We start from the raw sequence: 25,601 nt of genomic DNA, 5'->3' as shown, positions 1-25,601 counted from the left end.
GGAGGCGCGCAGATCTTGCGGAGCCTTGGGGAGAGAGGGCCTGGGCCATGAACCGTGGCACCGAGAGGGACGGCGCGGTGACGGAACACGCCGCGTCCGGACGCATCCCGCTGGCCGTGGTCGTGGTGGACCGCGAAGGCATGGTCTCCCACTGGAGCTCCGGCGCACGCCGTCTGTTCGGCGCCACCAAGGAAGAGGCGCTCGGCCGTCCGGCCGTCGATCTGCTGCCCGTCTCCGGCGCACTGCCCGAGGACGACGACCCCTCGCCGTACGGCGCCTACGGGGCGTACGACGGACTCGGCCACGACCTCGAGACCTCCCTGGACGGGCGGTTGTACTACCCCGCCGCCGGCCGCGCCCGGCTCACGGTCCCCGAGCGGAGCGAGATGGGGGTCACCCCGCCCACAGGGTGCGGGAGGGACCGCGTCGACGTGCTGTGGTGGGCCTACCCGCTGATCGGCCCCGGACCGGAGCGGCTGCTCGTGCTCGGCGCGGACGTGGGGTGCCTCCGGCAGGAGGACGGCGAGGACGGCGAGGACGACCCCGGCTTCGACCGCGTCGCACCCGGCTTCGCCCTGCACACCGACTTCCCGGGCGCCGAGGATCTCGCGGGCAAGCTCCCCGAGATCCTGCCCAGCATGAGCGTCGACGACAGTGCCCGCATCGTCGGCCAGATCCTCGAACTGGGCTATCCGGTACTGGAGTTCAGCCAGAGCGACCGGGTGCCCGTCACCCCCGACTGGGGTGTGCCCCGGCGCGTGGAGCGCAGGGCCCGCCGTGAGCGCGCCGCCCAGGCGGCCGCCCAGGGCCTGCCCATACCGGGGGAGTACTCCGACGATGCCGAGGACCTCGAATACGCCGCGGTCCGTGAACGCCTGGAGTTCCTCAACGAGGTGAGCGGCCGCATCGGCACCTCCCTCGACCTGTCGCAGACCATCGTCGAGGTCAGCAGAGCCGTGGTGCCCCGGTTCACCGACGTCGCCGGCACCTATCTGCGCGAACAGGTCGTCGCCGGCGAGGGATTCCCCGACGGGGCACCGGACACCACCACCCTGTGGCACCGGGTCGCCGTCGAGCACACCGACGAACCCGGCCGCTGGGACGACGTCGTCCCGGTCGGCGAGGCCATGCCCTTTCCGGCCCACACCCCTTTCTTCCAGTGCATGACCAGCGGTGAGCCCGTTCTCGTGCCGCGGATCAGCGAGCAGATGGGCCACGCCATCGCCTCGCAGTTCGAGAAGCGGGACATCCGGCCGCTCATCACCGGCCGTTCCATGCTGGTCGTGCCGCTGAAGGCCCGCAACGTGGTGCTGGGCTTCATGATCCTGCTGCGTCACCCGGAGCGCGTCGAGTTCAACGACATGGACCGCGTCACCGGCGCCGAACTCGCCGCCCGCGAGGGCCTCGTGCTCGACAACGCACGCATGTACACCTACCAGGAGAGCGTCGCCGAGACCCTCCAGGACAGCATGCTGCCGCACATCCCGCCGCGCATGGCGGGCTGCGACATCGCCACCCGCTATCTGCCGGGCACCCTCCTCGGCCGGGTCGGCGGCGACTGGTTCGACTCCGTCAAACTGCCCGGCGCCCGCACCGCGCTCGTCGTCGGCGACGTCATGGGCCACGGCCTCAACTCGGCCGCGATGATGGGCCAGTTGCGCACGGCCGTACAGACCATGGCCGCTCTCGACCTGCCGCCCGCCCAGCTCCTGCGCAACCTCGACGACCTCGCCCAGCGCCTCGGCGACACCTACCTCGCGACCTGCCTGTACGCCGTCTACGACCCCATCGCGAGCGAACTGCAGATCGCCAACGCCGGTCACATTCCGCCCGTCCTGGTCCGCGCCGGCGACGGGCGCAGCGAGCTGCTCGACCTGCCCACGGGAGCGCCGATCGGCGTCGGCGGGGTGCCCTTCGAGGCGGTACGCGTGCGCGTGCGGCCCGGCGACCGCCTGGTGATGTGCACCGACGGGCTGGTCGAGATGCGCGGCGAAGACATCGGTGTCGGACTCGCGACCCTCTGCGAGTCCGCCGCCCACCCGGCCGCGTCCATGGACGACGCCTGCGACACCATCATCCGTGCCCTCAACACCCGCGGCGGCCGCAAGGACGACGTCGCCCTGCTGATGGCCCGCCTCAACGGCATCGAACCCGAGGACGTCGCCGTCCGCCGCATCGGCCTCGGCCCCGAGGAGGTCGGCCGGGCGCGCGCGGTCGTCCGTGAGCAGTTGCACGACTGGGACCTCGCCCGCCTCGCGGACACCGCCGAGCTGCTCGTCAGCGAGCTCGTCACCAATGCCGTACGGCACTCCCACGGCCGCCCGGTCGAGCTGCGCCTCGTCCGCGGCGACACGCTGCTGTGCGAGGTGGACGACGACGATCACGAGCTGCCGACCCTGCTCAGCGCCGGCCCCTTCGACGATGCCGGGCGCGGACTGCGTGTGGTGAGCATGCTCGCGCGCGAGTGGGGCACGAGCCGGACGACGGCCGGCAAGACCGTCTGGTTCGAACTCACGCTCCCGCGACGCTGATTCCCGGCCTTCGACGCCTCGAAGCACCCGTGACTTGTGACCCGCAGGGCGTACGACGGCGCACGAGTGTCGAATACGGAGTGAAGGAATGCGCCATGCGCTTGTAGCGACAACCCCGCCGCGATAGACCGTAGTCGCCCGTCATACGACGACGGGTCGGCAGCGCTACCTGGGGAGTCGGTCATGAGCGTGACGAGTCGGTACCGGGAGGCCTGGGAGGGCTTCTGGCGTGAAGCCCCCGAGGAACAGGGGGCGGTGTTCTGGGACGCCGAGCCGGCCCTGACCGCCGGACGCCATCTGGCCCTGTTCGAGGCGCATCTGACCGATCCCGGGCTGGCCATGGTGGACCTCGGCTGCGGCAACGGCACCCAGACCCGGTTCCTCGCCGACCGCTTCCCGCGCGTCGTCGGCGTCGACCTGTCCGCCGCGGCCCTCGACCACGCCCGCCACGCCGACCCCGCCGGGCAGGCGACGTACCGGCTGTTCGACGCCGTGGAGAAGACCGACGCGGAGACGCTGCACGCCGAGCTCGGGGACGTCAACGTCTATATGCGGGGCGTGCTGCACCAGGCCGAGCCCGAGGACCGTCAGCAGCTGGTGAACGGCATCGCCACGCTGGTCGGCGAGCGCGGCCGGGCCTTCCTCGTGGAGCTCTCCCAGGAGGCCAAACCCGTCCTCATGGGCCTGGCGCAGAGCCCGTCGGGGCCGCCGCCCAAACTCGCGCCGATCTTCCGGCACGGCATAGCCCCGGGCGAGGTGGCCGACGACGCGGTGCCCGAGCTCCTGCGCGCGGCGGGCCTCGGCGTCCTCGCGAGCGGCGAACTGTCCCTGATCACCGCGGAGTACGGGCCCGACGGCACCCGGATCGAGCTGCCGTCGAAGTGGGTGGTGGCGGGCCGCACGGCCTGACGGACTCGCGCCCGACGGCCAACGCCCTCCGCCGTGCCTGCTGCCCGCCGGAGGGCGAACTCATGCCTGCCGGCGATCAGTTGGCGTTGCCGCGAGCTGAACCGTACGCCGCGGTCTCACGGTTCGGTGGGCACGCACAGCACCGGGATGCGCGCCAGATGCAGCAGCTTGTGGGGTGTGGCGCCCAGCAGGGCTCCGCGCAGTGGGCTCTCACCCCAGCTGCCGACCACGATGACCCGCGCCGCATGACGTGTCGCGGCGTCGATCAGGGCCTCCGCCGGCTTCTGGTCGATGACCTCGACGGTGGTGCGCACCCCTGCCTCGTCGGCGACCTGGACCGCGTGCGAGAGCGCGGTGCGCCCGGCCTCCCGGAGGGCGTCGCGGTGCGCCGCGTACTCCTCGCCGAGGGAGCCGGGCGCCGCCGCGCCGTGGACCAGCACGAGCGGTTCGTCGAAGGCGCCCGACACCTCGACGGCGACGTGCAGCGCGCGCACCGCGCCCGGGGACTCGTCGTATCCGAGAACGACCGTCATCTCAGGGCTCCTTGTGGCCGGGCACGAGTGCGGGGTCGGCCACCTCCGGGCGCTCCGACCAGAACACGGGGGACACGAACCGCCACACGACCATGAGGATCACCCCGGCGAGAGCGATCCCGATGCCGATGACCAGGGGCGGGCCGACACCGAACCACGAGACGCCGCTGTAGGAGTTGGCGGGGTCGGACATGTCACTGACCGATTCGACCAGCAGCCATGTCAGCAGTCCGGCGCCGACCAGCGGGCCGAGGCCGATGAGCAGGAAGTTGTGCAGGCTCTCGGTGAGATGGCGGCGGTAGTAGACCGCGCAGGCGAGGCCGGTCAGCGCGTAGTAGAACGCGATCAGCAGCGACAGCGCGGTCAGCGAGTCGAACAAGGCGTTCTCGCTGATCTGGCGCACGACGAGATACCAGGCGATGGCGATGGCGGCCACCCACCACGTGCTCACGTCGGGAGTGCGGAACCGGTGGTGGATGTGCCCGAAGTGCGCGGGCAGCGCATGCCGGCGTGCCATGGACAGCGCGGTGCGCGAGGCGGGGATGATCGTCGTCTGTGTCGACGCCAGCCCGGACGTCGAGACCGCCAGCAGCACGACCCAGTCCCAGGTGCCCATCGCCTCGTCGGCGAGCAGGGCGAAGATGAACTCCTCCTCCGAGGCGTTCTCGGCCAGATACGCCGGTCCGGCGTAGGCCACCACCGCGTAGGCGACCGACACGTACGTCACCAGCAGGATGACCGTCGACCACACGCCCGCCCTGCCGGGGGCGGTGGCGGAGTTCTCGACCTCCTCGGTGAGGTTCACCGCCGACTCCCAGCCCCAGTAGATGAACACGCCCAGCAGCAGACCCGCCGTCAGCTCGGCACCGCCGGCCCCGAAGGGATTGAGCCAGCTGAACGCCGGATCGACGGCGTCGAGCGAACCCGTGTCGGCGTAGACCCGGTAGATCGCCACCACCGCGAACGCCAGGAGACAGGCCACCTGCGCGAGGATGAGCGCGTTCTGTACCCTGGCCGACACCTCCGTGCCGATCACGCACAGGGCCGTCATGCCGAGGATGACCAGCACCGTCAGCGTCTGGCGCACGAACTCGTTGCCGACCCAGCTGTCGAGGCCGAAGGCCATCAGCGCGAACGTCACCGCGACGTCCGCCAGCGAGCCGATCACCAGGACGCCGGTCATCGTGATGGCCCAGCCGCCGAGCCAGCCGGCCCACGGGCCCATCGCCCGGGTGACCCAGGAGAAGGTCGTCCCGCAGTCTTGGTCCACCCGGTTGAGGTAGTAGAACGCCGAAGCGATCATCAGCATCGGGACGAACGACGCGAGCATGACGCCGGGGGCGTACACACCCACGAGGGCCACGACCGGGCCGATCGCCGCGGCCAGCGAGTACGCGGGCGAGGTGGCGTTGAGCCCGATGACGAGGGCGTCGACGAACCCGATCGCGTCGGCTTTCAGTCCTTCGGGCGGGCTGGTGTCCTCGGTGGCCTCGGCCATGCTGCCTCACTTCGGTCGTGCGTGACCTCATGAAACAGGCAACCGCGGCGTCAGCCGGGGCTCTGGCGGCCGGTCGCGGGATGTATCACCCGTGTGCCCAACGCCCGGGAACCTCAGCCGTCGGCCGTGATCGTGGGGGTGGCGGGCGCCGCCAGGGCGGCCAGTTCGTCCGCGTCGCGCGGACCCGGTGCCGAGTCGGCCAGCAGGCCGTGCGCCCTCAGCAGCCCGGCCGCCGCGATGCCCCAGGGCAGCCGCAGGCCGGCCTCCCGCAGGAGTTCGGTGCGGGCCAGCATCGTGTCCGCGGGACCGGTGCGGACACCGGACGGGGTCAGCAGCGCCGCGTCGTCGGCCCAGCGCAGCGCGAGGTCGACGTCATGGGTGGCCATGAGGACCGTGGTGCCGCTCGCACGCAGCCCGTCGAGGGTGGTGAGCAGCCGCTCCTGGCCGTCGGGGTCGAGCCCGGCGGTCGGCTCGTCGAGGATCAGCACACGCGGCCGCATCGCGACGGCCCCGGCGATGGCCGTGCGCTTGCGCTGCCCGTACGACAGCAGATGCGTGGGGCGGTCGGCCAGCCGGGTGATGTCGAGGGCGGCCAGCGCCTCGTCGACCCGCGCCCGCACCTCGGCGTCCGGCAGACCGAGGTTGAGCGGGCCGAAGGAGACGTCCTGCGCGACGGACGCGGCGAACAGCTGGTCGTCGGGGTCCTGCACCACCAGCTGCACGGTCGTCCGCAGCCGGGTCAGTCCCTTGCGGTCGTACGTGACCGGCGTCCCCTCGACCGCCAACCGGCCGTCGTGCGGCTTCAGTCCACCGCTGAGCAGCCGCATCAGCGTGGTCTTGCCGCTGCCGTTGCGCCCCAGCAGCGCCAGCGCCCGCCCCTCGCGGACGTCGAAGTCGAGGCCGCTGAGCACGACGGGGCCGTCCTCGTAGGCGTAGGAGGCGCCCCGCAGGGTGACGAGGGCGGTGGGCTCGCTCATGGCTGGGCCTTTTTCGGTGCGGGGGTGGGGGTGGCGGGTGTCGTGAGTGGGGAGTGGCTTGTGGCCGTGCGTGCGATGGGGCCGCTCTGGTGGGGGTCGGTCGTGTCCCGGGCGGTGACGAGGGCGGTGGGCTCGCTCATGGCAGGGCCCTTTCCAGTACGAGGGTGACGACGGCCAGCGCTGCGAGCAGGACGCAACTCGCGGCCGTGAAACGGACGGAGACCTTCGCCTCGGGGACCAGGACGCGCAAGGTGCCGTCGTAGCCGCGCCCGGCGAGCCCGGCCTGGAGCCGGGTGGCCCGCTCGAAGGAGCGCACGAAGGCGGTCGCGCCGAGCCCGGCCAGCGAACGCCAGGTCGCGGCGCGGGTGGTGTGCCCGAGCCGGGCGGCCTGCGCGTCCCGCACCCGGCGCACCGAGTCGAGCAGCAGGAAGCTCATGCGGTACGTCACCAGCGCGACGTCCACGACGGGCGCGGGCACGCCGGCCTGCACCAGCCGGGGCAGCAGGTCCGACATCGGCGTGGTGAACGCGAACAGCAGCACCCCGAGCGAGGCCGCCGAGGTGCGCAGCAGCAGTTCACCGGCGCGCAGCGGCCCGTCGGCGGCGAGGGACACGAAGCCCTGCCCCCCGCCGACCTGGACCAGCAGCGTGGCCGCGCCGGTCACACAGAAACCGAGCGGCACGCGGTACGCCCGCCACAGCCGCCGTCCGGGCACGCCCGCCGGGCCCAGCAGCACGGTCAGCGCGGTGACCAGGACCAGCGCGGCACCCGGCCAGGGCGGCAGGGAGATCGCGAGCACGGTGAGACCGAGCCCGAGCACGGCCTTGTCCACGGGATGACGGCGGCGCCAGCGACTGCCGTGCGCCGCCGCGTCGATCGGCAGCATCCGTCAGACCCTGTCGGCCTTCGGCTCCTCGGCGCCACGGGCCGCGGCGTCCTCGGTGACCCGCTGCAGGGCCCGCTGCTCACCCTGCCTGCGTCCGCGGTGCAGTCCGAAGTAGTAGGCGAGGACACCGGCACCCAGCGCCGCCTGGAGGGAGAACAGGGCCGATTCGATCTCGCCGGACGGAGGCTCGTACAGCGGCGAGAACCACGGCTCGTAGTCCGGCTCGATCTCGGTGATCGCCGTCTCCGCCTCGCCGTCGGCGCCGGTGAACGGCTCCTCCTTGTGGTCGCCCAGGCCGAGCGTCAGCGGCAGCACGGCGAGCGCGGCCACCACGAGCAGCAGCAGGACGTTGATCTTGGTGTTCCTGCTCATCGGGCCACCGCCTCGGTCTCGCTGCGGGACTGCTTCTTGGCCAGGAGCACGCCCAGCCGGGTCAGTTCGCCCTTGCTGGACTGCACCAGCAGCCGCATCACGAGCACCGTCAGCAGGCCCTCGCTCACCGCCAGCGGGATCTGGGTGACGGCGAAGATGGAGCCGAACTTGCCGAGCGCGCCCAGGAATCCGCTGCCCGGGTCGGGGAACGCGAGCGCCAGCTGGACGCTGGTCACGCAGTAGGTGGACAGGTCCGCGACGAACGCGCCGGAGAACACGGCGACCATCAGCGGCACATCGTAGCGCCGCAGCAGCCTGTAGATCGCGTAGCCGGCCCAGGGCCCGACGATCGCCATCGAGAAGACGTTGGCGCCGAGCGTGGTCAGGCCGCCGTGCGCGAGCAGCAGCGCCTGGAAGAGCAGCGTGATGGTGCCCAGGACCGCCATGATCGGCGGCCGGAACAGGATGGCGCCCAGGCCCGTGCCGGTGGGATGGGAGCAGCTGCCGGTCACCGACGGCAGCTTCAGCGCGGACAGGACGAAGGTGAAGGCCCCGGAGGCGCCGAGCAGCAGCGTGCTCTCCGGATGCTCCCGGACCTCACGGGTGAGTGACCGTACTCCGTGTACGACGAACGGCGCGGACGCGACGCCCCAGGCGACCGCGTGCGCCGGGGGCAGAAAACCCTCGGCTATGTGCATGGCTCAGCAGACCCTCTCCAGCACCTCGTGGATGGTTGACGTGCCTTGGCCGGTCTCCTGGCTGACGGGTGACACCGCCCGTGCTCCGCCTTCCCGGGTCTAGGGCCCTGGCGTCACATTCCCGTCGTCCGCCCGAAGGGCGGGCCGCGCGGCGTCTGGCGCGTGCGATCGCAAGGCGCCGGAGCGCCCTCGTGGCGGAGCCACGTGGGCGCTTCGGCAACGCGGCGAGCGTGCGTGCCAGGCGTCGCGCGGCAGACGGGAATGTGGCGCCAGGGCCCTAGGACCCAGTGGCTTGCCCGCGAGGGCAGGAGCCGGACTTCCCGATTCACAGTGGCGAGGGCCGCACCGGCATCACACCGGATTTCCCGTTCACCAAGGCGTGGTGACAGTAGTGCCCGTGGCGGGTGGCTGACAAGCACACCCCAAAGGTGTGAAAGCGGCGTTCGTCCGCTTCGTGGCGGGTTCCCTTCCGGGCGCGTAACGTGATCGAGCATGAAGATCCTCATCAGCGCCGACATGGAGGGCGCCACCGGTGTGACCTGGCCGGCCGACGTGCTCCCGGGGACTCCCCAGTGGGAGCGCTGCCGGGCGATGTTCACCTCCGACGTGGACGCCGCCGTGCTGGGATTCCTGGACGGCGGCGCCGACGCCGTCCTCATCAACGAGGCGCACTGGTCCATGCGCAATCTGCTGCTCGAACGGCTCGACGAGCGGGCCGAGATGCTCACCGGCCGGCACAAGACGCTGTCCATGGTCGAGGGTGTGCAGCACGGCGACGTGGACGGCATCGCCTTCGTCGGCTACCACGCCGGCGCCGGCATGGAGGGTGTTCTGGCCCACACCTACCTCGCGAACCAGATCACAGGCGTCTGGCTCAACGACGTCCGGGCCAGCGAGGGCCTGCTGAACGCGCACGTCGTCGCCGAGTACGGCGTCCCCGTGGTGCTCGTCACCGGCGACGACCTGGCCTGCGAGGACGCGCTCGGCTACGCGCCCGGGGCGCTGAAGGTCGCCGTCAAGGACCACGTCTCGCGGTACGCGGCGGTGTGCCGTACGCCGGCCAGGACGGCCGCCGACATCCGTGCCGCGGCCAAGGAGGCGGCCGGGCTGGCGGTCCGTCACGAGCCGGTGCGCGGCGGGCCGTTCACCGTCGCCGTCGAGTTCGACGCAGAACACCTCGCGATGGCCGTCACCGTCGTTCCCGGCGTCGAACGTATCGGCGAGCGCAAGGTGGCGTACACCAGCGAGCGAATGTACGAGGGAATCCGTACCTTCAAGGCGGTCACCACGATCGCCTCGGCCTCGGTGGAGGAGCAGTATGGCTGACGGGCAGGCACTGGACGAAGTCGTCACGTTCACCTCGGACCTCATCCGCATCGACACGACCAACCGCGGCGGCGGCGACTGCCGGGAGCGCCCCGCCGCCGAGTACGCGGCCGCCCGGCTGGCCGAGGCAGGCCTGGACCCCGCCCTGCTGGAGCGCACGAAGGGCCGGACGAACGTGGTCGCCCGCATCGAGGGCACCGATCCGTCGGCGGACGCGCTCCTCGTGCACGGTCACCTGGACGTGGTGCCCGCGCAGGCCGGCGAATGGAGCGTGCACCCCTTCTCCGGGGAGATCCGCGACGGCGTCGTGTGGGGCCGGGGCGCGGTCGACATGAAGAACATGGACGCGATGATCCTCGCCGTCGTGCGGTCCTGGGCCCGCGAGGGCGTACGGCCCCGCCGGGACGTCGTGATCGCGTTCACCGCCGACGAGGAGGCCAGCGCCGAGGACGGCTCCGGGTTCCTCGCCGACCGGCACGCCGCGCTGTTCGAGGGCTGCACCGAAGGCATCGGCGAGTCCGGCGCCTTCACCTTCCACGACGGCAGCGGCCGGCAGCTCTACCCCCTCGCCGCCGGCGAGCGCGGCACCGGCTGGGTCAAGCTCACCGCCCACGGGCGCGCCGCGCACGGCTCGCGCCCCAACCGGGAGAACGCGGTCACCCGCCTCGCCGCGGCCGTCACCCGCATCGGCGCCCACGAGTGGCCGCTCAGGCTCACCCCGACCGTGCGCGCCGCCCTCACCGAACTCGCCGCGCTCTACGGCCTCGACGCCGACCTGGACGACGTGGACGGCCTGCTCCACAAGCTCGGACCGGCCGCCCGGCTGGTCGAGGCGACCGTCCGCAACAGCGCCAACCCGACCATGCTGGAGGCCGGTTACAAGGTCAACGTCATCCCCGGGGAGGCCGTCGCCCATGTCGACGGCCGATATCTCCCGGGTCACGAGGACGAGTTCCGCGCCACCCTTGACCAGCTCACCGGACCTGACGTGAACTGGGAGTTCCACCATCACGAGGTGGCCCTCCAGTCACCCGTGGACTCCCCGACGTACGCCCGGATGCGCGCGGCCGTCGAGGAGTTCGCACCCGAGGGGCACGTCGTGCCGTACTGCATGCCCGGCGGGACCGACGCCAAGCAGTTCTCACGGCTCGGCATCACCGGCTACGGCTTCTCACCGCTGAAGCTGCCGGAGGGCTACGACTACGGGGCCATGTTCCACGGCGTCGACGAGCGGGTGCCCATCGAGGCACTGCACTTCGGCGTCCGCGTGCTCGACCGTTTTCTGCGTACGGCCTAGTGGAGTTGGGGGAGACAGTGCGGACGCTGGCGTACGGTTCCTGGCCCTCGCCCATCGACGCGGCCGTCGCCGCGGCGCACGAGGGGCGGCCCGACTTCGTGGGCTTCGTGGGGGACGAGGCCTGGTGGACCGAGGCCCGGCCCACCGAGGGCGGCCGGTACACCCTGGTACGGCGCCGCGCCGACGGCGGCGAGGAGTCGGTGCTGCCCGCCCCGTGGAACGTGCGCAGCCGGGTCATCGAGTACGGCGGGCAGCCGTGGGCCGGTGCCGTCGCCGACGGCCGGCCGCTCGTCGTCTTCGTCGACTTCGCCGACCAGCGGCTCTACCGCTACGAGGAGGGCGGCGAGCCGCGTCCGCTCACCCCCGTCTCCGAGGTGGGCGGCGGACTGCGCTGGGTGGAGCCGCGGCTGCGGCTCGACCTCGGCGAGGTGTGGTGCGTGCTGGAGGAGTTCACCGGCTCCGGACCCACCGACGTGCGGCGCGTCCTGGCCGCCGTACCGCTGGACGGCTCGGCGGCCGGGGACCGCGGCGCCGTACGCGAACTGACCGACGACGGACGCCGCTTCCTCACCGGCGCGCGGATCTCGCCCGACGGGCGGCAGGCCGCGTGGCTCACCTGGGACCATCCGCACATGCCGTGGGACGGCACCGAACTGCTCGTCGCCGACGTCGCGACGGACGGCACCCTCGGCAGCCCGCGGACCGTCGCCGGCGGCCTGGAGGAGTCGATCGCCCAGGCCGACTGGTCGCCCGACGGCCGGCTGCTGTACGTCAGCGACCGCAGCGGCTGGTGGAACCTCTACCGCGACGGCGTGCCGCTGTGCCCCCGCGAGGAGGAGTTCGGCGGGCCGCTGTGGCAGCTCGGCCTGAGCTGGTTCGCGCCCCTGTCGAGCGGGCTCGTCGCGGTCGTGCACGGCCGTGGCGCGACGGCCCTCGGGGTGCTCGACCCGGAGACCGGCGAGATCGTCGACGCGGCCGGCCCCTGGACCGAGTTCGCGCCCACGCTCGCGGCGTACGGCGAGCGGGTCGTCGCCGTCGGAGCGAGCCCGCGCAGCGCCTACGAGGTGGTCGAGCTGGACGCCGGCACCGGCCGCACCCGGGTGATCGGGGCCGCGCACGACGACGCCGTGGACCCCGCCTACTACCCCGAGCCGCAGATCCGCACCTTCACCGGACCCGGCGGCCAGGACATCCACGCGCACATCTACCCGCCCCACAACCCCGGCTGCGTGGCCCCCGGCGACACCCCGCCGCCCTATGTCGTCTGGGCGCACGGCGGCCCCACCTCGCGCGCGCCCCTCGTGCTGGACCTGGCCATCGCCTACTTCACCTCCCGCGGCATCGGCGTCGCGGAGGTCGACTACGGCGGCTCCAGCGGCTACGGCAGGGAGTACCGCAACCGGCTGCGCGAGCAGTGGGGTGTGGTCGACGTCGAGGACTGCGCGGCCGTCGCGCTGGCCCTCGCCGACGAGGGCACCGCCGACCGGCGGCGGCTCGCCGTCCGGGGCGGCAGCGCGGGCGGCTGGACCACGGCCGCCTCGCTCACCACGACCGACGTCTTCGCGTGCGGCACCATCCTCTACCCGATCCTCGACCTGGCCGGCTGGGGCACGGGCGAGACCCACGACTTCGAGTCCCAGTACCTGGAGTCCCTGGTGGGACCGCTCGCCGAGGTGCCCGCACGGTACCTGGAGCGCTCGCCCGCGGAGCACGCCGAGCACCTCACGGTGCCGTTCCTGCTGCTCCAGGGCCTGGACGACGTGATCTGCCCGCCCGCCCAGTGCGAGCGGTTCCTCGCCCGGATGGAGGGCAGACGCGTGCCGCACGCCTACATCGCCTTCGAGGGGGAGGGACACGGGTTCCGCAGGGCGGAGACGATGGTCCGCGTCCTGGAGTCCGAGCTCTCCCTGTACGCTCAGGTCTTCGGGATCGACCCGCCCGACATCCCGAAGCTGGAGCTCGCCAAGTGACCGACTCCGTACGGCCGTTGCAGCGGCCGTCCCGACTCGCCCCCGGCGCCCGCGTGGCCGTCGTCGCCCCCAGCGGACCGGTGGCCGAGGAACGGCTGGAGTCCGGGCTCGACGTGCTGCGCGGCTGGGACCTCGACCCGGTCGTGGCGCCCCATGCGCTCGACCGGCACGGTGGGTTGGGCTACCTCGCGGGCACGGACGCCGACCGTGCCGCCGACCTCCAGCGGGCCTGGTGCGATCCGTCCGTGCACGCCGTGCTGTGCGCCCGGGGCGGCTACGGCGCGCAGCGGATGGTCGACCTGCTCGACTGGGACGCGATGGCCGCGGCCGGGCCGAAGGTCTTCGTCGGCTTCAGCGACATCACCGTGCTGCACGAGGCGTTCGCGACCCGGCTGGGCATCGGCACGCTGTACGGGCCGGCGGCGGCGGGCGTCGACTTCATCAAGAACGCGCGGGCGCAGGAGCACCTGAGGGCCACGCTCTTCGATCCGGAGTCGGTGCGCACGATCACCTCCACCGGCTCCGCGCTGGTCCCGGGCCGGGCGCGGGGCGTCACGCTCGGCGGCTGCCTCAGCCTGCTCGCCGCCGACACCGGCACCCCGCACGCCCGTGCCTCCGCACGCGGCGGCCTGCTGTGCCTGGAGGACGTCGGCGAGCGGACGTACCGGCTCGACCGCTGCCTGACCCAGCTCCTGCGCGCCGGCCTGTTCGACGGCGTGCGCGGTGTGCTGCTCGGGTCGTGGCAGGAGTGCGGGCCGTACGAGCGGGTGCGTGCGCTGCTCCTGGACCGACTGGGTGGCCTCGGTGTGCCCGTGGTGGAGGAGTTCGGGTTCGGGCACGGTGAAGGCGCGCTGACGATTCCGTTCGGGGCGAGGGCGGAACTCGACGCCGAGGCGGGGACGTTGACGCTCGACGAGCCCGCTCTGCGCTGAACTCGATTCACTGAACCTCCGTCAAGAAACCTCCGTCACGGCGATTGACCTCGCCTGACACGTGTCACACCATGGCAACCGGCCAGTACTTACCGGTCGGTATGCAGGGCTGTCCCGACGTGCCTCAGTGTGGAGGTCTCCGTGTCCCGTCGTGTGCCCAGATCCCGAGCCCCACTCGCTCTCGTCCTCGGCGCCACGCTCACCGCACCCCTCGCGCTCACCGCACCGGCCGCGGCCGCGACCGGCCAGTACACCGTCACCGCCCTGAAGTTCACCGTCCGCGCGGGCGACCGCAGCTGCACCGTCGACGCCGACCTGTACCGCCCCGCCGGCGTGGAACGCGCCCACCCCGCACCCGCGGTCGTCGCCACCAACGGCTTCGGCGGCAGCAAGTCCGACGGCTCGACCGACATCATCGGCAAGTCCTTCGCCGAGCGCGGCTACGTCTCCCTCGTCTACTCCGGCCTCGGCTTCGGCAGGTCCGGCTGCCTGATCTCCCTCGACGACCCCGCCCTCGACGGCGTCGCCGCCTCCGGCCTGGTCGACTTCCTGGGCGGCCGGCGCGCCGCCGACGACGGCACGAAGGCCGACTACGTCATCCTTGACGCCCCGGGCGACCCGCGCGTCGGCATGGTCGGCGGCTCCTACGGCGGGGCCGTCCAGCTCGCCACGGCCGCCGTCGACCGGCGCCTGGACGCACTGGTGCCGATGATCACCTGGAACGACCTGGCGTACTCCCTCGACCCGAACAACGCCGTCGGCGGCGGCAGCGTCCCCGGCTCCTTCAAGTGGCAGTGGGCCAACGGCTTCTACCTGATCGGCGAGGGACAGCCGCTGCTGGAGCCCAACCTCGACCCCTCCCGCATCAACTCCATGGCCTGCCTGCACTTCGTCACCAAGGCCTGCGACACCATCCGCACCCTCAACTCCGGCCGCTACCCGCCGAAACAGACCGCCGACCTGCTCGCCTACGCCCGCAGCGTCTCGCCGGTGTCGTACCTGAACCGCGTCAAGGCGCCCACCCTCCTCGTCCAGGGCCAGGCCGACAGCCTCTTCAACCTCAACGAGGCGACCGCGACGTACCGGACCCTCAAGGACCAGGGCACCCCGACCAAGATGATCTGGCAGTCCTGGGGCCACAGCGGCGGCATGACCGACCCCGCCTCCGGCGAACTCAACCTCGGCCAGGGCAACCTGGAGACCAGCTACGTCGGCCGCCGCGTCCTCGCCTGGTTCGACCGCTACCTGCGCGGGCACGCCGTCGACACCGGACCCGCCTTCGCCTACTACCGCGACTGGATCACCGACCCCGAGCACACCTACGCCACCGCCGACCGCGTCCCCGCGCTCAGCCGCACGCTCTACCTCTCCGGCGACGGCAAGCTCGTCGACAACCGCCACGAGGTGAAGCGCGGCAGCCGTACGTACACCAACTGGCTCGTGCCCACCAGCCACTCGGAGAGCTCGCTCGCCGGACTCATCGGCCTCCCGGACCCGGCGCCGTACGACACCCCGGGCACCCACCTCGCCTGGACCGGCGAGCCGTTCGCACGCACCACCGACGTCGTCGGCGCGCCCCGGGCCACGCTCCGGGTCAGCTCCCCGCGGGCCGAGCGGACCCAGCACTCCGGGGACGCGGCCGACAAGCTCGTGCTCTTCGCCAAGCTGTACGACATCGCCCCCGACGGCACCCGGACGCTGGTGCACCGGCTCGTCGCACCGGTGCGCGTGCCCGACGTGCGGCGGAGCTTCACCGTCACGCTGCCGGGGATCGTGCACCGGTACGAGAAGGGGCACCGGCTGCGGTTCGTGATCGCGGCGAGTGACGACGCGTACTTCGGCAACCGGGGGATCAAGCCGGTCACCGTGGTCAGCGCGCCCCACGACACCGGGGTGCTCCGGCTGCCGGTGATCGGTTAGCGCCCGGCGGGCCGCTCACCGTGCGTGATCGCCACTTCGGGAGCATCCTTGGTGGTATGACCGCGAAGACGTCGGAGAGCGGCTCGAAGGCCGGCGGGAAGCGGGGTGGCCTGTCCGGGGCGATGACCCCCGGCAGGATCGCCGTGCTGGTGCTCGCCGCCCTCGCGCTGATCTTCATCTTCGAGAACACCCGCGAGACCGAGATCCGGCTGCTGATCCCCCTGGTGACGATGCCGCTGTGGCTGGCGCTGCTGGCCATGGGCATCGTCGGCGCACTGTTCGGCGGTTACTTCATGCGACGTCGCCGCTAGCGGGTCGTAGGCTGGCGCAATGCCGCAGCCCTCGTCCCGCTACCTCGCCGAAGGCCCCCGCGTGGGCATACGCCACTTCACCCACGAGGACGCCGCCGAGTTCACCGCGCGTGCCCGGGAGAGCAAGGAGCTGCACCGTCCGTGGCTCTTCCCGCCGGACGGCGACGCCGCGTACGCCGCCTATGCCGGGCGGCTGATCGAGGATCCGACCAAGGCGGGGTTCCTGGTGTGCGCGAAGGAGGACGGCGGGGGGATCGCCGGGTTCGTCAACATCAACAACATCGTCGAGGGCGCCTTCCAGAGCGGTGCCCTCGGTTACGGCGCCTTCTCCCACGCGGCCGGCCGCGGCCTGATGCGGCAGGGCCTCGACCTGGTGGTCGGTCATGCCTTCGGCCCGATGCGGCTGCACCGGCTGGAGATCAACGTCCAGCCGGCCAACACCGGCTCCACCGCCCTCGCCCGCGCCTGCGGCTTCCGCCTGGAGGGCTTCTCGCCGAACATGCTCTTCGTCGACGGGGCCTGGCGCGATCACGAACGGTGGGCGATCACCGCCGAGATGCGGCCCTGAAGCCGGTCGTCATCGCGATGCCATGGCATCGAGTGCCGATTTCGCGTCGCGGAGGATTCGGAGAGAGGACGGGGCGCATGCGGAACATCGTGGCGCGCGACGCCCCCTCAGCTCCGACCGGCTGCGGCCCTGTCTGCGGGCCGTGGTGACCGTCTACGAGCCCGACCTGGACCCGGAGGGCCCGGCCGGGGCGCTGCTCACCGACGTGGTGGTGACGGCCCTGGGCTACGCCTGGCGGTCCACGTACTCGTAGATCGCCCCGTCCGGGTGCATCGCGATCAGATTGCGCCCGGCGGGGGTCGCCATCGGCCCGGCGACGATGTGCGCCCCCAGCTCGCTGAGCACCTGCCGGGCCTCCTCGACGTCCTTGACGGCGATCGTCGCGGCGACCTTGCGCAGCACCTCCAGCTCGGCCGCGGGGCCGCTCATCAGCAGGAAGCAGCCGACCGCGGCCACCTGGACACCGCCGCGTTCGAAGCGGAGCGCTCTGCCGCCGGCGAGGCGTTCGTAGAAGGGGACCGCGGTCTCCAGGTCGTCGACGCATACGCGCAGCGTGGCTCCCAGAATGTCCATGCGGGAAGCCTAGTTGGGCGCGGACCGATACGGAGATCGTTTCACGCGATCCCCGCACTCCCCGTTATGCCGATGCCGGCGGGGGTACCCGGCGCCCATGGATCGCTTGGATCATCTTGAGCATCTGGACAAGGAACTGGTCGACGAGCTGGCGCAGGTGGCGCGGGAGACCGTGCGCGACGAACTGCGCGAGCAGACGCGCCGGCAGCGCCGCCGGGCCGTGCTGTACGCCGGGTCCGGCGCCGTCGCCCTGTACGCGGGCGCGGCCCTCGCGCTCGCGATGGGGCTCGGCCTCGCCGCCGCGCTGCCCGACTGGGCGGCCGCACTGATCACCGCGGTGATCCTCGGTGTGCTGGCCTACCTGCTGCGCGGCGCGGCACGGCCGTCCGCGTCCCGGCCGGCGCCGGACACGGCGACCGGAGCCGCACACGGGCGCACCCTCGGCGGCACGGCGCCGGGCACTCCGCCCGGCGGGCTCGGCATGCCGTATCCGCCGATGCCGCCCGGACCGCCGGAGGCGGGAGCACCGGGCACGGGCGGGACGCGGACACCGCGTCCCGACGACATCGGTCCCGAGCCGCCGCACCACCGGGCGTGAATCCGGGCGCGGTGACGAACGAAGGCCCTGCCGGGACGGCAGGGCCTTCGTTCGTCACCGGGGCTGTCAGGCCACCCGGTACTGCTCCATCTCGTCCGTCCGCAGGGTCAGCCCGTGTCCGAGGCCGTGGGTCGGGGTGACCGTGCCGCCCGTCGGGTCCAGGGCGCCGGCGAAGAACATGTCCTCCAGACGCACATGGTCGTGGAACCACTCGATGTGCCGCAGATTGGGGATCGCGGCGGCCACTGCGGCGTGGGCATGCGGCGCGCAGTGGGCCGAGACCTCCAGGCCGTGGGCCTGGGCGAGGGCGGCGGCACGTACGAACTCCGTCAGACCGCCGCAGCGCGTGGCGTCGATCTGGAGGCAGTCGACCGCCCCGGCCGAGATCATGCGGGCGAAGTACGGCAGGTCGTAGCCGTACTCACCGGCCGTGACGTCGCACATCAGGCTGTCGCGGACCAGCCGCAGACCTGTCAGATCGTCCGAGGACACCGGCTCCTCGAACCAGCCGACGTCGTGCCCGGCGAGCCCGTGGCCGACCCGGACCGCCTGTTTGCGGGTGTAGGCGCCGCCCGCGTCGACGTACAACTCGGCTGCGGGGCCGATCACTTGGCGTGCCGTCCGCACCCGGTCCAGGTCACGCAGGGCCGCGCGGCCCCGGTCCTCGCCGATCCTGATCTTCACGCGCGGAATGCGCTGGCCGTGCACCCAGCCGTTCAGCTGCGCCGCCAGATGCTTGTCGTGGTACGTCGTGAAACCGCCGCTGCCGTACACGGGGACCCGCTCCCGGCACACTCCCAGCAGCCGCGCCAGCGGCAGCTCCAGGAGCCGGGCCTTGAGGTCCCACAGGGCGATGTCCAGCGCCGAGACCGCGCACGCGGCGACGCCCGCGCGGCCCGCGTTGCGGATCGCGCGGCACATCGCGTCGTGCGCCGCCGGGACGTCCAGGGCGCCGCGGCCCTCGACCAGCGGAGCGAGATGGTCGCGCAGGAAGTCGCCGACCGCCGCCGGACCGTACGTCCACCCGGTGCCGGTGGTGTCGCCCGAGGTCACCTCGGCGATCACCACGGTCGTGGAGTTCCAGCTCAGGGTGCCGTCCGCCTCGGGGGCGTCGGTGGGCACCGTGTACACGGAGACGACGGGGCGACGGAGTTTCATCGCGCCGGCCCGTCCCACTCCACGCTCGCCGTGACCTGGCCGTACGCGAACATGCGGGACACCTCCGGGAGTGCCGCCTCGGCGGGGCGGACGGATCGTCCTCCGAGTACCCGCGGGCGCCGCCGGAAACCGGCCCGGGCAGGTCGGCGCGGCGGAGGCCCGTGGCTCCCGGGCCGACGTTTGGCGGTCCTGGCCCGGGGGACGCGGAAGGCTCCGAGGTACGCGACAGCGTCGGAGGCGCACCGTGAGTCGACCCCGCATCGTGATCGTCGGCGCCGGATTCGCCGGGTACCGGGCGGCCCGCGCCCTGTCCCGGCTCACCCGGCACAAAGCCGAAGTCACCCTGCTGAACCCGACCGACTACTTCCTGTATCTGCCCCTGCTGCCCCAGGTCGCCGCCGGCATCCTGGAGCCACGCAGGGTGACCGTCTCGCTCACCGGCACGCTGCCGGACGTCCGGCTCGTGCTGGGCGAGGCCGACGCCGTCGATCTCGACGGGCACACCGTGCGCTACACCGGCCCCGAGGGCGACGGCGGCACCCTGCCCTTCGACCGGCTGATCCTCGCCGCGGGCAGCGTCAACAAGCTGCTGCCCATCCCCGGCGTCGCCGAGCACGCGCACGGCTTCCGCGGCCTGCCCGAGGCGCTGTACCTGCGGGACCACGTGACCCGGCAGATGGAGCTGGCGGCAGCCGCCGACGACCCCGCGAGCTGCGCGGAACGCTGCACGTTCGTCGTCGTCGGCGCCGGATACACCGGCACCGAGGTCGCCGCGCAGGGCAAACTCTTCACCGACTCCCAGCTCCGCAGGCGCCCCCTGCGGGCGGGCATACGGCCACGCTGGCTGCTGCTGGACATCGCCGGGCGGGTCCTGCCCGAGCTCGACGAGAGCCTGTCGCGCACCGCCGACCGGGTGCTGCGGCAGCGGGGTGTCGAGGTGCGGATGGGCACCTCCGTGAAGGAGGCCACCCATCGCGGGGTGCTGCTGACCGACGGCGAGTCCGTCGACACCCGCACCCTCGTGTGGTGCGTCGGCGTACGGCCCGACCCGCTCGCCGAGTCGCTCGAACTGCCCTTGGAGAAGGGCCGCTTGCTCGTCGACCCCTACCTTCAGGTGCCGGGCCGGCCCGCACTGTTCGCCGCCGGGGACGCCGCCGCCGTGCCCGACCTGGAGAATCCCGGCGCCTACACCCCGATGACCGCCCAGCACGCCTGGCGGCAGGGCAAGGCCGTGGCGCACAACGTCGCCGCGTCACTGGGCCTGGGGGAGCGGCGCGCCTACCGCCACCGCGACCTGGGCTTCGTCGTCGACCTCGGCGGCGTCAAGGCAGCCGCCAACCCGCTGGGCATCCCCCTGTCCGGAGTGGCCGCGGGGGCGGTCACCCGCGGCTACCACCTCGCCGCGATGCCCGGAAACCGCGTCCGCGTGGCCGCCGACTGGCTCCTGGACGCCGTACTGCCGCGCCAGGCCGTCCAGTTGGGCCTCGTACGATCGTGGTCGGTACCGCTGGACACGGCCTCGCCGGAGGTGGCCCGGGTGCCGGGCGGCCCCGGGAAGGCGCGGGCGGGCAGCACGGGGCCGGCCGAGGGGTCGCGTGCCGTTGAGGGAGCCGAACCGACGGACCGCATCCGCGATCCCGACGCCGCCAAGCACGCCGAGCCTCCGGGTCCGGTGAAGGAGCCGGATCCGGTCCAGGACTCCGGTGTCGCGCGGCATGCCGGGTCCCCGGGTCCGGTGAAGGAGTCGGATTCGGTCCTGGACTCCGAAGCTGCGCGGCACGGTGAGCCTTCGGGTTCGGTGAGGGAGCCGGATTCGGTCCTGGACTCCGAAGCTGCGCGGCATGCCGGGTCCCCGGGTCCGGTGAGGGAGTCGGATTCGGTCCTGGACTCCGAAGCTGCGCGGCACGGTGAGCCTTCGGGTTCGGTGAAGGAGCCGGATCCGGTCCAGGACCCCGGTGCCGCGCGGCACGCCGAGCCCCCGGGCCCTGTGAAGCAGCCGGACCTGATCCAGGCTGCCGAGCACACTCCGGGCGCCTCCTCCTCCGACGCGCCGGCCGTCCACAAGCATCGCCCCAGGGATCCCTCGACCCTCGCCCCGCCGGAACCCCGCTCGCCCGCCTCCTCGGAAGGAGACTCATGAACACCGCCGAACTCACCGAGCTGGCCCAGCAGTTGAGGGTGGACAGTGTGCGGGCGTCCGCAGCCGCGGGGTCGGGGCATCCGACGTCGTCGATGTCGGCCGCCGATCTGATGGCGGTTCTCCTCGCGCGGCATCTGCGGTACGACTTCGAGCGGCCCGCCCACCCGGGCAACGACCGGTTCGTGCTGTCCAAGGGGCATGCCACGCCGCTGCTGTACGCCGCCTACAAGGCCGTCGGCGCCATCGAGGACGGCGAGCTGCTCACCTTCCGCCGGATCGGCAGCCGTCTCGAAGGACACCCCACCCCGCGCCGGGTGCCGTGGGTGGAGACCGCGAGCGGCTCGCTCGGGCAGGGACTGCCGATCGGCGTCGGCATCGCGCTGGCCGGGAAGCGGCTGGACCGCGCCGGCTACCGGGTGTGGGTGCTGTGCGGGGACAGCGAACTCGCCGAGGGTTCCGTGTGGGAGGCCGCCGAACACGCGGCGTACGAGAACCTGGACAACCTGACCGCCGTCGTGGACGTGAACCGGCTGGGCCAGCGCGGCCCGACCCGGCACGGCCACGATCTCGACGCCTACGCCCGCCGCTTCCAGGCTTTCGGCTGGCACACCATAGAGGTCGACGGCCATGACGTGGACGCCGTGGACCGTGCCTACGGGGAGGCCCGCTCCACCACCGGGCAGCCCACCGTCGTCCTCGCCCGCACCCTCAAGGGCAAGGGCGTCGCCGACGTCCAGGACCGCGAGGGGCTGCACGGCAAGCCGCTGCCGGACGCCGACGCGGCCGTCGCCGAACTCGGCGGACCACGCGACCTGCGGGTCCGGGTCCACGAGCCGCCCGCGACCCGCGCCCTGCACGCCGTGCCCGACGGACACCTCGAACTGCCCCGCTGGGACAAGGGGGACGAGGTCGCCACCCGCAACGCCTACGGCGAGGCGCTCGCCGCGCTCGGCTCCGCACGCTCCGACGTCGTCGCCCTCGACGGCGAGGTCAGCGACTCCACCCGCGCCGAGTTCTTCGCCAAGGAATTCCCCGACCGGTTCTTCGAGTGCTACATCGCCGAGCAGCAGATGGTCGCCGCGGCGGTGGGCCTCGCCACGCGCGGCCGGGTGCCGTACGCCTCCACCTTCGCCGCCTTCCTGACCCGCGCCCACGACTTCGTGCGCATGGCGTCCATCAGCGGCGTCGGCGTCAACCTCGTCGGCTCGCACGCCGGGGTCGCCATCGGGCAGGACGGGCCCAGCCAGATGGGCCTGGAGGACCTGGCGATGATGCGGGCGGTGTACGACTCGACCGTGCTGTACCCGTGCGACGCCAACCAGACCGCGAAGCTCGTCGCTGCCATGGCCGGCCTCGACGGCATCCGCTATCTGCGCACCTCGCGCGGCGCCGGCCCGGTGATCTACGGCCCCGACGAGGAGTTCCCGGTCGGCGGCAGCAAGGTGCTGCGCGCCGGGGACCACGACCGGCTGACCGTCGTCGCGGCCGGGGTCACCGTGCACGAGGCGCTGGCCGCCGCCGACGTCCTGGCCCGCGAGGGCATCGCCATCAGGGTGATCGACCTCTACTCCGTCAAGCCGGTCGATCAGTCGACGCTCCGGCAGGCCGCCGAGGAGACGGGCCTGTTGCTCACGGTGGAGGACCACCACGAGGAGGGCGGCCTCGGCGACGCCGTCCTGGACGCCTTCCTCGACGGGCGCCCGGTACCGCGCCTGGTGCGGCTCGCCGTGCGCACGATGCCGGGCTCGGCGTCCCCGGACGAGCAGTTGCACGCCGCCGGGATCGACGCCGCGTCCATCGCCGCCGCCGGCAAGCTGCTGGTGGAGGAGGCGGTCGTACGGTGACCGACGGCGGTACGAGGAGAGTGCGGGCAGGCCGTCGTACCGTCGAGGTCAAACGGGTCGACAAGGTGCTCTTCCCCGGTGCCGGGGACGCGCAGGAGTACACCAAGGGCGACCTTGTCGACTACCACCGCTCCGTCGCCCGGTTCATGCTGCCGCACCTGCGGGGCCGCCCGCTGATGCTGGAGCGGCGTCCCGACGGGCTGGACGGGCCCGAGTTCATGCAGAAGAACACTCCGGAGCACTACCCGGACTGGATCACCCGTGTCGAACTGCCCAAGGAGGACGGCACCGTCCGTCACACGGTCTGCGACGACACCGCGACCCTCCTGTACCTCACCGACCAGGCCTGCCTCACCCTGCACCGCTGGCTCTCCCGTACCAGTAGCACCGACTGCCCGGACCGGCTGGTCTTCGACCTCGACCCGGCCGACGACGGCTTCGGACAGGTCCGAAAGGCCGCCGAGTTCCTCGGCGAACTGCTCGACGAACTGGAGCTGCCCTCGGCGCCGATGACCACCGGGTCACGCGGGCTGCACGTCGTCGTACCGCTGACGGGACGTCATGGCTTCGACGAGGTCCGTGAGTTCGCGCGGGACGTGGCCGACACGCTCGTCGCCGCCCACCCGGACCGGTTCACCACCGCCGCCCGCAAGAAGGAGCGCGGGGACCGCCTGTACCTCGATGTGCAGCGCAACGCCTATGCACAGACGGTGGTCGCGCCCTATACCGTCCGCGCCCGCCCAGGAGCCCCCGTGGCCACGCCGATCGCCTGGGCCGACCTGGACGACCCGGACCTCCACGCACGGCGCTGGACGATCGCCGACGCCGTGGAGAAGGCGCGCAGCGATCCGTGGGCCGGGCTGATGGGCCGGGCCCGCGCGCTGGGACCGGCCCGCCGCAGGCTCGACTCACTCAAGGGCTGAAGAAGCCGAACCAGGTGTTTGACCCGCGTCTCTCAGGCCACTCGGCGTCGGAGGCGCCATGAATGATTCACAGAACACACCCAAGACATCCAGACGGCAGACAGGCGGGGCAGGCAAACGTCCGGCCCCCATGGAGGTCCTGCGTCAGGCACGGACGCAGCTCGCCGAACTCACCGGTGCGGACGCGGAGAAGGTGACGTCCTTCGAGCAGTCGGAGGACGGCTGGTCCCTCGAGATCGAGGTCCTGGAACTGTCCCGCGTGCCCGACACGATGAGCCTGATGGCGAGCTACCAGGTCGATCTCGACCCACAGGGACATCTCACCGGGTACCGGCGCGTGCGCCGCTACGAGCGTGGGCGCTCCGACGCACACAGGCGGGGCGGCCGGTAGGTCGCCCGCCTCCGCCCAGCACCCCGCCCCGAGACAAGGAGGAAGGCACGGTATGACCGTTGTCCCGGCACAGCAGACCGGCGGCGGAGGCGGCAGCAGCGGCCTCTACGACGTACTGGAACTCGTACTCGACAGGGGGCTCGTGATCGACGCGTTCGTGCGGGTCTCCCTGGTCGGCATCGAGATCCTGAAGATCGACATCCGGGTCGTCGTGGCCAGCGTGGACACCTATCTGCGCTTCGCCGAGGCCTGCAACAGGCTCGACCTGGAGGCCGGTCCGCGCAAGGACCCGGGCCTGCCCGACCTGGTCGGGGAGATCACCGAGTCCGGTGCGAAAGGCAAGTCCAAGGGGGCGCTGTCCGGCGCCGCCGAGACCGTCTCCGACGCCTTCAAGCAGGCACGTGAGGAAGGCGAGGAGCGGCCCAGGCAGCGCACTCGCAAGTCCACGGCGTCGCGCAGGAAGGAGGAGCAGGAGTGAACACGTACGTGTACGGCATCACCGCGAGTTCGCACCCCGCGCTTCCGAAGGACATGGGCGGCATAGGTGAACCCGCCCGCCCGGTGCGGGTGCTCAGGCAAGGTGAGCTCGCCGCCCTCGTCAGCGACGCGCCGGACGGGCTGCGCCCCAAGCGCAGGGAGCTGCTCGCCCACTCCAACGTGATCGCCGAGGCGGGCGCGGCCGGCTGTGTGCTGCCCATGCGGTTCGGCAGCGTCGCGCCCGACGACGACACCGTCAGCTCGGTCCTGGCCGAACGTTGTGAGCACTACAAGGAACGTCTGACGGCTCTCGACGGCAAGGTCGAGTACAACGTCAAGGCGTCGCACGCCGAGGAGGCCGTGCTGCACCGCGTGCTGGCCGAGAACCCGGAGATCCGGGCCATGACCGAGGCCAACAGGCAGTCCGGCGGCGGCACCTACGACCAGCGGCTCCACCTCGGCGAGATGGTGGTCGCCGCTGTCAAGGCCCAGGAGGCCGAGGACGCCACCGATGTGCAGCACACCCTGGAACCGGCCGCGGACGCCGTCAGCGTCGGCCCCGACTCCAGCGGCTGGCTCGCGAACGTGTCGTTCCTGGTGGACCGCGAGGGGGCCGAGAACTTCCTCACCGCGGTCGAACAGCTCCGCTCGGGCCATCCGCACCTCGAACTGCGCGTCAACGGCCCGCTGCCGCCGTACAGCTTCGTCGAGCCCGGCCCGGCCGAGCCCGCCACCGCGAGCGCCGCGGAGCATGCGGAGGAGTGAGGTC

Annotated in this window: 24 protein-coding genes and 1 riboswitch; of the genes, 16 read left to right on the top strand and 8 right to left on the bottom strand. The window is 72.3% G+C overall.

The features are described from left to right. Nucleotides 1-47 precede the first annotated feature (47 nt). Both AC3ETA_RS08545 and AC3ETA_RS08540 read left to right on the top strand, forming a co-directional pair. Complete coding sequence (locus AC3ETA_RS08545; protein ID WP_432192197.1) at nucleotides 48-2,531, top strand: ATP-binding SpoIIE family protein phosphatase; 2,484 nt, start codon at nucleotides 48-50, stop codon at nucleotides 2,529-2,531. 183 nt (nucleotides 2,532-2,714) lie between these two features. After that, nucleotides 2,715-3,440 (top strand): class I SAM-dependent methyltransferase, encoded by a 726-nt coding sequence (locus AC3ETA_RS08540; protein WP_432192196.1) that lies wholly within the window; start codon nucleotides 2,715-2,717, stop codon nucleotides 3,438-3,440. Between the two features lie 116 nt (nucleotides 3,441-3,556). Here the strand turns inward: AC3ETA_RS08540 and AC3ETA_RS08535 are convergent, their stop codons facing one another. The 6 genes from AC3ETA_RS08535 to AC3ETA_RS08510 all read right to left on the bottom strand — a co-directional run bounded on the left by AC3ETA_RS08535 (nucleotide 3,557) and on the right by AC3ETA_RS08510 (nucleotide 8,404). Continuing rightward, nucleotides 3,557-3,973, bottom strand: a complete 417-nt coding sequence (locus tag AC3ETA_RS08535; protein ID WP_432192195.1) for a universal stress protein — start codon at nucleotides 3,971-3,973, stop codon at nucleotides 3,557-3,559. 1 nt (nucleotide 3,974) lies between these two features. After that, nucleotides 3,975-5,471 carry an APC family permease gene (locus AC3ETA_RS08530; RefSeq protein WP_432192194.1) on the bottom strand — a complete coding sequence of 499 codons (1,497 nt, stop codon included), beginning with the start codon at nucleotides 5,469-5,471 and terminating at the stop codon, nucleotides 3,975-3,977. 113 nt (nucleotides 5,472-5,584) lie between these two features. Continuing rightward, nucleotides 5,585-6,448 (bottom strand): energy-coupling factor ABC transporter ATP-binding protein, encoded by an 864-nt coding sequence (locus AC3ETA_RS08525; RefSeq protein ID WP_432192193.1) that lies wholly within the window; start codon nucleotides 6,446-6,448, stop codon nucleotides 5,585-5,587. 136 nt (nucleotides 6,449-6,584) lie between these two features. Further along, complete coding sequence (gene cbiQ / locus AC3ETA_RS08520; protein WP_432192192.1) at nucleotides 6,585-7,334, bottom strand: cobalt ECF transporter T component CbiQ; 750 nt, start codon at nucleotides 7,332-7,334, stop codon at nucleotides 6,585-6,587. 3 nt (nucleotides 7,335-7,337) lie between these two features. Further along, on the bottom strand, nucleotides 7,338-7,706 hold the full coding sequence (locus AC3ETA_RS08515; RefSeq protein ID WP_432192191.1) for an energy-coupling factor ABC transporter substrate-binding protein: 369 nt from the start codon (nucleotides 7,704-7,706) through the stop codon (nucleotides 7,338-7,340). Continuing rightward, nucleotides 7,703-8,404, bottom strand: a complete 702-nt coding sequence (locus tag AC3ETA_RS08510) for an energy-coupling factor ABC transporter permease (RefSeq protein WP_432192190.1) — start codon at nucleotides 8,402-8,404, stop codon at nucleotides 7,703-7,705. Before AC3ETA_RS08510 ends, AC3ETA_RS08515 begins: the two co-directional genes overlap by 4 nt. Before the next feature lie 286 nt (nucleotides 8,405-8,690). Further along, a riboswitch (cobalamin riboswitch) is annotated at nucleotides 8,691-8,818 on the bottom strand. Between the two features lie 78 nt (nucleotides 8,819-8,896). On the opposite strand from AC3ETA_RS08510, the gene AC3ETA_RS08505 reads away from it, so the two are divergent. The 7 genes from AC3ETA_RS08505 to AC3ETA_RS08475 all read left to right on the top strand — a co-directional run bounded on the left by AC3ETA_RS08505 (nucleotide 8,897) and on the right by AC3ETA_RS08475 (nucleotide 16,728). After that, on the top strand, nucleotides 8,897-9,730 hold the full coding sequence (locus AC3ETA_RS08505; protein ID WP_432192189.1) for a M55 family metallopeptidase: 834 nt from the start codon (nucleotides 8,897-8,899) through the stop codon (nucleotides 9,728-9,730). Beyond that, entirely contained in the window at nucleotides 9,723-11,027 is a 1,305-nt protein-coding gene (locus AC3ETA_RS08500) for a M20/M25/M40 family metallo-hydrolase (protein ID WP_432192188.1), read from the top strand. Before AC3ETA_RS08505 ends, AC3ETA_RS08500 begins: the two co-directional genes overlap by 8 nt. A gap of 5 nt (nucleotides 11,028-11,032) precedes the next feature. Further along, nucleotides 11,033-12,997 (top strand): prolyl oligopeptidase family serine peptidase, encoded by a 1,965-nt coding sequence (locus tag AC3ETA_RS08495; RefSeq protein ID WP_432192187.1) that lies wholly within the window; start codon nucleotides 11,033-11,035, stop codon nucleotides 12,995-12,997. Beyond that, nucleotides 12,994-13,929, top strand: coding sequence for a S66 peptidase family protein (locus AC3ETA_RS08490; RefSeq protein WP_432192186.1), 936 nt, complete (start codon nucleotides 12,994-12,996; stop codon nucleotides 13,927-13,929). The genes AC3ETA_RS08495 and AC3ETA_RS08490 overlap by 4 nt, the downstream gene beginning before the upstream one ends. Before the next feature lie 141 nt (nucleotides 13,930-14,070). Continuing rightward, entirely contained in the window at nucleotides 14,071-15,849 is a 1,779-nt protein-coding gene (locus tag AC3ETA_RS08485; protein ID WP_432192185.1) for a CocE/NonD family hydrolase, read from the top strand. Between the two features lie 56 nt (nucleotides 15,850-15,905). After that, nucleotides 15,906-16,160, top strand: a complete 255-nt coding sequence (locus AC3ETA_RS08480; protein WP_432192184.1) for a LapA family protein — start codon at nucleotides 15,906-15,908, stop codon at nucleotides 16,158-16,160. A 19-nt stretch (nucleotides 16,161-16,179) separates the two neighbouring features. After that, on the top strand, nucleotides 16,180-16,728 hold the full coding sequence (locus AC3ETA_RS08475; RefSeq protein WP_432192183.1) for a GNAT family N-acetyltransferase: 549 nt from the start codon (nucleotides 16,180-16,182) through the stop codon (nucleotides 16,726-16,728). A 225-nt stretch (nucleotides 16,729-16,953) separates the two neighbouring features. Here AC3ETA_RS08475 and AC3ETA_RS08470 read toward each other — a convergent pair whose 3' ends face one another. Continuing rightward, nucleotides 16,954-17,301: a VOC family protein gene (locus tag AC3ETA_RS08470; RefSeq protein WP_030963221.1), complete on the bottom strand. Its 348-nt coding sequence runs from the start codon at nucleotides 17,299-17,301 to the stop codon at nucleotides 16,954-16,956. A gap of 97 nt (nucleotides 17,302-17,398) precedes the next feature. Here AC3ETA_RS08470 and AC3ETA_RS08465 point away from each other — a divergent pair, with 97 nt between their 5' ends. Continuing rightward, a complete protein-coding gene (locus AC3ETA_RS08465; protein WP_432192182.1) occupies nucleotides 17,399-17,899 on the top strand; it encodes a phage holin family protein in 501 nt (166 codons plus the stop codon). Between the two features lie 66 nt (nucleotides 17,900-17,965). Here AC3ETA_RS08465 and AC3ETA_RS08460 read toward each other — a convergent pair whose 3' ends face one another. Continuing rightward, complete coding sequence (locus AC3ETA_RS08460) at nucleotides 17,966-19,057, bottom strand: enolase C-terminal domain-like protein (protein WP_432192181.1); 1,092 nt, start codon at nucleotides 19,055-19,057, stop codon at nucleotides 17,966-17,968. A 244-nt stretch (nucleotides 19,058-19,301) separates the two neighbouring features. Between AC3ETA_RS08460 and AC3ETA_RS08455 the strand changes: the two genes are divergently transcribed. The 6 genes from AC3ETA_RS08455 to AC3ETA_RS08430 are packed head-to-tail and all read left to right on the top strand — an operon-like array spanning nucleotide 19,302 to nucleotide 25,597. Then, the gene (locus AC3ETA_RS08455) at nucleotides 19,302-21,197 is read left to right on the top strand and encodes an NAD(P)/FAD-dependent oxidoreductase (protein WP_432192180.1); all 1,896 of its coding nucleotides are present in this window, start codon (nucleotides 19,302-19,304) and stop codon (nucleotides 21,195-21,197) included. After that, on the top strand, nucleotides 21,194-23,041 hold the full coding sequence (locus AC3ETA_RS08450) for a transketolase (protein ID WP_432192179.1): 1,848 nt from the start codon (nucleotides 21,194-21,196) through the stop codon (nucleotides 23,039-23,041). The genes AC3ETA_RS08455 and AC3ETA_RS08450 overlap by 4 nt, the downstream gene beginning before the upstream one ends. Continuing rightward, nucleotides 23,038-23,964 carry a non-homologous end-joining DNA ligase gene (gene ligD, locus AC3ETA_RS08445; protein WP_432192178.1) on the top strand — a complete coding sequence of 309 codons (927 nt, stop codon included), beginning with the start codon at nucleotides 23,038-23,040 and terminating at the stop codon, nucleotides 23,962-23,964. The genes AC3ETA_RS08450 and ligD overlap by 4 nt, the downstream gene beginning before the upstream one ends. Before the next feature lie 58 nt (nucleotides 23,965-24,022). Further along, a complete protein-coding gene (locus tag AC3ETA_RS08440; protein WP_432192177.1) occupies nucleotides 24,023-24,355 on the top strand; it encodes a gas vesicle protein GvpO in 333 nt (110 codons plus the stop codon). A gap of 52 nt (nucleotides 24,356-24,407) precedes the next feature. Next, a complete protein-coding gene (locus AC3ETA_RS08435; RefSeq protein ID WP_432192176.1) occupies nucleotides 24,408-24,833 on the top strand; it encodes a gas vesicle structural protein GvpA in 426 nt (141 codons plus the stop codon). Beyond that, entirely contained in the window at nucleotides 24,830-25,597 is a 768-nt protein-coding gene (locus AC3ETA_RS08430; RefSeq protein ID WP_432192175.1) for a GvpL/GvpF family gas vesicle protein, read from the top strand. The genes AC3ETA_RS08435 and AC3ETA_RS08430 overlap by 4 nt, the downstream gene beginning before the upstream one ends. The last annotated feature ends 4 nt before the right edge of the window (nucleotides 25,598-25,601 follow it).

It is taken from the genome of Streptomyces sp. bgisy027, assembly GCF_057710365.1.
The sequence above is the reverse complement of the archived record's forward strand: the minus strand, read 5'-3'. Positions and strand labels throughout refer to the sequence as shown.

What these genes read in the sequence shown, in the direction of transcription:
- AC3ETA_RS08475 (WP_432192183.1), top strand. Translation starts at nt 16,180, where the DNA reads ATGCCGCAGCCCTCGTCCCGCTACCTCGCCGAAGGCCCCCGCGTGGGC.
- AC3ETA_RS08540 (WP_432192196.1), top strand. Translation starts at nt 2,715, where the DNA reads ATGAGCGTGACGAGTCGGTACCGGGAGGCCTGGGAGGGCTTCTGGCGT.
- AC3ETA_RS08435 (WP_432192176.1), top strand. Translation starts at nt 24,408, where the DNA reads ATGACCGTTGTCCCGGCACAGCAGACCGGCGGCGGAGGCGGCAGCAGC.
- AC3ETA_RS08460 (WP_432192181.1), bottom strand. Translation starts at nt 19,057, where the DNA reads ATGAAACTCCGTCGCCCCGTCGTCTCCGTGTACACGGTGCCCACCGAC.
- AC3ETA_RS08530 (WP_432192194.1), bottom strand. Translation starts at nt 5,471, where the DNA reads ATGGCCGAGGCCACCGAGGACACCAGCCCGCCCGAAGGACTGAAAGCC.
- AC3ETA_RS08480 (WP_432192184.1), top strand. Translation starts at nt 15,906, where the DNA reads ATGACCGCGAAGACGTCGGAGAGCGGCTCGAAGGCCGGCGGGAAGCGG.
- AC3ETA_RS08470 (WP_030963221.1), bottom strand. Translation starts at nt 17,301, where the DNA reads ATGGACATTCTGGGAGCCACGCTGCGCGTATGCGTCGACGACCTGGAG.
- AC3ETA_RS08450 (WP_432192179.1), top strand. Translation starts at nt 21,194, where the DNA reads ATGAACACCGCCGAACTCACCGAGCTGGCCCAGCAGTTGAGGGTGGAC.
- AC3ETA_RS08465 (WP_432192182.1), top strand. Translation starts at nt 17,399, where the DNA reads ATGGATCGCTTGGATCATCTTGAGCATCTGGACAAGGAACTGGTCGAC.
- cbiQ (WP_432192192.1), bottom strand. Translation starts at nt 7,334, where the DNA reads ATGCTGCCGATCGACGCGGCGGCGCACGGCAGTCGCTGGCGCCGCCGT.
- AC3ETA_RS08505 (WP_432192189.1), top strand. Translation starts at nt 8,897, where the DNA reads ATGAAGATCCTCATCAGCGCCGACATGGAGGGCGCCACCGGTGTGACC.
- AC3ETA_RS08510 (WP_432192190.1), bottom strand. Translation starts at nt 8,404, where the DNA reads ATGCACATAGCCGAGGGTTTTCTGCCCCCGGCGCACGCGGTCGCCTGG.
- AC3ETA_RS08535 (WP_432192195.1), bottom strand. Translation starts at nt 3,973, where the DNA reads ATGACGGTCGTTCTCGGATACGACGAGTCCCCGGGCGCGGTGCGCGCG.
- AC3ETA_RS08500 (WP_432192188.1), top strand. Translation starts at nt 9,723, where the DNA reads ATGGCTGACGGGCAGGCACTGGACGAAGTCGTCACGTTCACCTCGGAC.
- AC3ETA_RS08525 (WP_432192193.1), bottom strand. Translation starts at nt 6,448, where the DNA reads ATGAGCGAGCCCACCGCCCTCGTCACCCTGCGGGGCGCCTCCTACGCC.
- AC3ETA_RS08440 (WP_432192177.1), top strand. Translation starts at nt 24,023, where the DNA reads ATGAATGATTCACAGAACACACCCAAGACATCCAGACGGCAGACAGGC.
- AC3ETA_RS08545 (WP_432192197.1), top strand. Translation starts at nt 48, where the DNA reads ATGAACCGTGGCACCGAGAGGGACGGCGCGGTGACGGAACACGCCGCG.
- AC3ETA_RS08515 (WP_432192191.1), bottom strand. Translation starts at nt 7,706, where the DNA reads ATGAGCAGGAACACCAAGATCAACGTCCTGCTGCTGCTCGTGGTGGCC.